This window comes from Streptomyces boncukensis (genome assembly GCF_011045075.1).
GTDB lineage: Bacteria > Actinomycetota > Actinomycetes > Streptomycetales > Streptomycetaceae > Streptomyces > Streptomyces boncukensis.
In genome coordinates this window covers 1-4,662 of record NZ_JAAKZZ010000540.1, presented here as the reverse complement: position 1 = coordinate 4,662, position 4,662 = coordinate 1, and the positions used below count along the sequence as shown (strand labels likewise).

General features: G+C 73.4%; 5 protein-coding genes. 4 read left to right on the top strand and 1 reads right to left on the bottom strand.

Annotated elements, in window-relative coordinates:
- Positions 1 to 1,143: acyltransferase domain-containing protein (locus G5C65_RS31510; protein WP_206442484.1), on the top strand; the 1,143-nt coding region annotated here is incomplete at its 5' end.
- 229 nt (positions 1,144 to 1,372) lie between these two features.
- Here the strand turns inward: G5C65_RS31510 and G5C65_RS31505 are convergent.
- Complete coding sequence (locus G5C65_RS31505; protein WP_165302459.1) at positions 1,373 to 2,227, bottom strand: SAM-dependent methyltransferase; 855 nt, start codon at positions 2,225 to 2,227, stop codon at positions 1,373 to 1,375.
- 224 nt (positions 2,228 to 2,451) lie between these two features.
- Between G5C65_RS31505 and G5C65_RS31500 the strand changes: the two genes are divergently transcribed.
- From G5C65_RS31500 to G5C65_RS31490, 3 genes are all read left to right on the top strand, one after another.
- Complete coding sequence (locus G5C65_RS31500) at positions 2,452 to 2,817, top strand: acyl carrier protein (protein ID WP_165302458.1); 366 nt, start codon at positions 2,452 to 2,454, stop codon at positions 2,815 to 2,817.
- Positions 2,814 to 4,019: a cytochrome P450 family protein gene (locus G5C65_RS31495; protein WP_165302457.1), complete on the top strand. Its 1,206-nt coding sequence runs from the start codon at positions 2,814 to 2,816 to the stop codon at positions 4,017 to 4,019. The genes G5C65_RS31500 and G5C65_RS31495 overlap by 4 nt, the downstream gene beginning before the upstream one ends.
- Positions 4,020 to 4,063: 44 nt before the next feature.
- Positions 4,064 to 4,662 (top strand): SAM-dependent methyltransferase (locus G5C65_RS31490; protein ID WP_165302456.1); only part of this gene is annotated, 599 nt, incomplete at its 3' end.

The following is a 4,662-nucleotide window of genomic DNA, read 5'->3' as shown; positions in this document are numbered from 1 at the left end:
GAGCAGGGGGCGCCGCGCGGTGCGGTGCCCGATGGCGTGGTGCCCGGTGGCGTGGTGCCGTGGGTGGTGTCCGGGCGCGACGCCGCGGCCCTGCGGGAGCAGGCGTCGGCGCTGGCCGCGCGGCTCACGGCCGACCCCGGGCCTGCGCCGGTGGACGTGGGCTGGTCGCTGGCCGCGACGCGCTCGGCGTTCGAATGCCGGGCCGTGGTCCTGGGCCAGCACCGCGAGGAGCTGCTGGCGGGCCTGACGGCCCTGGCCCGGGGGGAGCCGCACCACGGCGTGATCGTGTCCGACGGCGCTCCGGCCGCTGCGGGCAAGCCGGCGTTCGCCCTCGACTGCGGGGACGGCCCGTATCCGGGCATGGGCGCCGGGCTCCACGCGCGGTTCCCGGTCTTCGCCGACGCGTTCGACGAGGTGTGCGCCGTGTTCGACGCCGGGCTGGAGCGGTCCGTCCGGCGGGCGGTCCTCGACGGCGGCCCGGAGCTGCCGGACCGTCCCCGCTACGCGCGGGCCGCTCTGTTCGCGCTGTACACCGCCCTGGCCCGGCTGCTGGAGTCGGCCGGAGTCCGCCCGGGAAGGGTCACCGGCCGCGACACCGGCGAGATCGCGGCTGCCCATCTCGCCGGAGTGCTCGACCTGCCCGACGCCTGCGCGCTGGTCACCGCGCTGGCCGCTGCCGACGCCGGCGACACCCGCGACACCGGCGGGGAGGGCGTGCGCGAGACGCTGGGCGCGGTCACGTTCCGGAAGGCGTCCGTGCCGGTCGTCGACGTCCGCACCGGCGAGCCGCTCGGAGCGGACGTCGCCGCGCCGGAGCACTGGCTGGAGCGGCTGCAGCGGCCCGCTCAGGACCGGCCGATCCCCGCGCAGGCCCTCGCGGAGGGCGGTCCGTGGGTGCGTCTGGGCCCCGGTCCCGGCGCGGAGGCGCCCCCTGTGCCGGCCGTGCTGGAGCGCGGGCAGCCGGAGGTGCGGGCGCTGTGCCGGGCGCTGGCCCTGCTCCACACCGGCGGGACGGCGGTCGACTGGTCCGCCGTGTTCGACGGGGTGCCGGGGCGGCGTACGGTCGCACTGCCCACCTACGCGTTTCAGCGGCGGCGCTACTGGCTGGAGGAGAGGGCCCCCGCGGTCCGGTCACGGCACTAGGGGGTGTTTCGAAAGCCCCGCACGCCACCTGGAACGCCCGGCACGTGCTCTCGCCGCACCGGCCGAAAGCCCGAGTACGCCCAGTACGAGGGCTTTCACCCGGCACGCCGAGAGCACGCACCGGACGCCCCATGCGCCGCACGGGGCTTTCGAAACACCCCCTAGGGACACGGCCCCGGTGCCGGGCCGCCGCACGGGGCGCCGGACACGCGAGGTGCCCGGAGAGTGCTCACGGCTTGTGGGCGACCATGATCAGGCAGCCTGCCGCGGACGCCTGGGACTGCGAGACCGTGGCCGAGTTGAGCACGTCCTCCACGCTGACGCCGTGCCGGCGCTCGAACTCCCTGCGGTGCTTGAGGAAGGCGTCGAGCATCCGGGGGAAGGTGCCCTGGGTGTTCTCGGTGACATCGGTCAGCTCGTCGAGTTCCAGCCCGGCGCCGGAGACCAGCGCGGCGTAGTCCTCGAACCGGGTCAGTGAGGCAATGGAGGAGTCGTCCTCCGGCCCGGCCGCGTCGGCGGCCGCTCCGCCCCCGGTGAGGGACTGCGGCCCCGACCCCGGCTCCAGCGGGAACACATCGGTCAGTACCACCCGTCCGCCCGGCGCCAGGACCCGCGCCCACTCCCGCAGCGCCTTCGGCCGGTCCATATGGACGATCGACTCCAGGGCGAGGAGGGCGTCGAAGGAGCCTGCCGCGAACGGCAGCTCCATCGCGTCGGCGTACTGGAAGGTCACCTGTTCCGCCACGCCCGCGGCCCGGGCGGCTTCCGTGGCCTGCTCGATATGGTGCTCGCTGATGTTCACGCCGTGGACGCGGGCGCCCGTGGACGCCGCCACCCGCAGCGTCGGCTTGCCGATCCCGCATCCGGCGTCCAGCACCCGGTCCCCGGGCCCCACCCGCAGCCGCTCGGCGAGGAGGTCGGTGAGCCGGTCGGTCGCCTCCTCGACGGAGCTGGCGTCGGACGGCCCCTCCCAGTATCCGAAGTGGAAGTTGTCGTCCCAGGCCAGCTGCAGCAGCGACCCCAGCGGGCCGTAGAACTCGGCCAGCTGACCCGCGGTCGGCGGCACCGCCGATGGAGACGTCATGACACTCCTCCTGAGCCCTCGGGAACCCCGCGCCCCGATGCTCGGACACCGCTGTAACGCCTGGCTAAAGCGGCCCGCCGGAGCCGTTTGGCGGGCCTTTAGAGCGCTGTCCCACCATGGCGGCGTACTCGCCGCGGATCACCGATCCGGCGGGAGCTCCGTCATGGGCCACCGCCCTCATCCGCCGCCCGCTCCGGGCCGACACCACGTCAGGACACGACGGTATGCAGCAGTCAGAGACCACCGGGCACGACGACCAGGCCGTCCTCGACGGCAGCGCGCTCCAGGCGGAGATCGCTGCCGCCCCGCCGGCGGAACGCGAGCGGATACTGCGGGACGCGGTACGCGAACAGGCCGCCTCCGTGCTCGACTTCGCCACCTTCGACGACGACAGCAACTTCCTCGAACAGGGGCTCACCTCGCTCAAGGCCCTGGAGCTCACCCGGAATCTGATGACGCTCACGGGGATCGAGATCCCGCTCGTCGCCATCATCGAGCACCCCACACCGACCCTGCTCGCCCAGTACATCGCGGGGGCGCTGGACGAGGCCGGAGAGGACGGATCCGCCGGCGACGGCGGCCCTCGATGACCATCGAGTACACCTCTCAGGCATACCCGCCGCAGGCCCCCCGGCAGATCGAGGATCCGTTCGGCGGCGATCCCGTCTGGCTCGTCACCCGGCACGACGACGTGAGCGCGGTGCTCGCCGACCGGCGCCTGGTCATGAACCCCCGCACGGGCCCCGGCGGCACCGACTACTACACCCATATGCTGACCACCCTGGGCATCGCCAGGGAGTACGCGCCCTGCGTCGCCGGGAACATGGTGCACACCGACCCGCCGGACCACACCCGGCTGCGCAAGCTCGTCATCCGGGCCTTCTCCGCGCGGCGGATCGCGGCGCTGCGCCCCCGGGTGGAGGCCATCGCCAAGGAGCTGTCCTCCGCTCTCCCGGCCCGCGCGGAGAGCGGCACCGTCGATCTGATCGAGCACTTCTCCTACCCGCTGCCGATCACGGTCATCTGCGAGCTGCTGGGCGTGCCCGAGGAGCACCGGGACCAGTGGCACGCCTGGAGCCAGGACTGCACCAGCATGGATCCGCGGCGGATGAACCCGATGCTCGCCGACATCAGCGAGCACATCCGCGAGCTGGCCGGCCTGCGCCGGGCCGAGCCGCGGGACGACCTGCTCACCGGCCTCGTCCAGGCGCGCGAGCAGGGCGCCGACCGGCTCTCGGACAACGAGCTCATCGCCATGGTGCTGGCCCTGATGGTCGGCGGGCACGACACCACGGCGCATCTGATCGGCAACGGCGTCGTGGCGCTGCTGACCCACCCCGGGCAGCTCGCGATGCTCCGCGAGGACCCCTCGCTGCTGCCGGGCGCGGTACAGGAGCTGCTGCGCTGGTGCGGCCCGGCGGGCATCGCCATGCCGCGCTTCGCCACCGAGGACCTGACGATCGGCGGCGCCGGGATCCGGGCGGGAGAGCGCGTCCAGGCGCTGCTGAGCACCGCCAACCGCGATCCGCTCCACTACGACCGGCCGGAGGTGCTGGACATCACCCGCCGGCCCGCGGACACCGGGGGCTCGCACCTGTCCTTCTCCCACGGCGCGCACTACTGCCTGGGCGCCTCGCTGGCCGGCCAGGAGGGCGAAGTCGCGCTGGAGGTCCTGCTCCGCCAGTACCCGGATCTGGCGCTGGCCGTGCCGGAGGACGACCTGGAGTGGAAGCCCCTCCCCTTCACCAGGCAGCTCGTGCGGCTGCCGGTATGGCTGGGGGCAGCGCGCTAGTCGCAGGTCAGAGCAGCGGTCACCACGGCAGCGAAAGGGTGAGGATGGGCGAGCAAGCGATCAACGACAGGTCCGGCGGCCGGCCGCGGGGAGGGCCGGGGCGTGCCTTCCGGCGCTCGGCCCCGTCCCCGGACGACAGGGTGCGCTCGTTCTACGAGCTGCTGGACCGCCTGCACAGCAAGGAGTTCTACGGCGACCTCATGGGGCTCAGGACCCGGTATGTGAACTACGGCTACTGGGCGCCCGACTGCGCCGACCACGACGAGGCGTGCGAGGCGCTGGCGGACGAGCTGGCCGAGACGGCCGGTATCACCGCCGGGGACCATGTCCTGGATGTCGGTTTCGGCTACGCCGAGCAGGACTTCCACTGGATGCGCACCAGGAAGCCGGAGCGGATCGTCGGCATCAATGTGACCCCGGCCCAGGTCCGTGTGGCACAGCAGCGCGCCAGGGAGCTGGATCTCGGGGAGCGCCTCGATCTGCGCGAGGGCTCCGCGACCTCCCTGCCGTTCGAGAGCGCCTCGTTCGACAGGGTGGTGGCGCTGGAGTCCTCCGTGCACTTCGACACCCGGCAGACGTTCCTCGCGGAGGCGTTCCGGGTGCTGCGTCCCGGCGGAGTCCTCGCCACGACCGACCCCGTGCC